This window comes from Cupriavidus sp. SIMBA_020, from assembly GCF_046535395.1.
GTDB lineage: Bacteria > Pseudomonadota > Gammaproteobacteria > Burkholderiales > Burkholderiaceae > Cupriavidus > Cupriavidus campinensis.
On the sequence record NZ_JAWRWU010000189.1, the window covers coordinates 1 to 347 of the forward strand.

The 347-nt window shown below is 68.0% G+C and carries 1 protein-coding gene; it reads left to right on the top strand.

The annotated features are described in order from the left end of the window. Positions 1–347: MBL fold metallo-hydrolase (locus SB751_RS28765; protein ID WP_410748881.1), on the top strand; the 347-nt coding region annotated here is incomplete at both ends.

The following is a 347-nucleotide window of genomic DNA, read 5'->3' on the forward strand; positions in this document are numbered from 1 at the left end:
GCTACGGCCACGCGCCCGAGCACGCCTCGCTGCATTCGCCCGACCTGGGCGTGTTGATCTCCGGCGACATGGTGCTGCCGCGCATCTCCACCAACGTCAGTGTGTTCGACTACGAGCCCGACGCCAACCCGCTGCCGCTGTACCTGCGCTCGCTCGACGGCTACGCCGACGTGCCGCGCGACACGCTGGTGTTGCCGTCGCACGGCCGGCCGTTCAAGGGCCTGCACGAACGCATCGCGCAGCAGCATGAGCACCATCGCGACCGCCTGGCCGAAGTATTGGAGGCCTGTAAGGCCGGACCGCAATCGACCTCCGGCATCGTGCCGGTGCTGTTCAAGCGCAAGCTC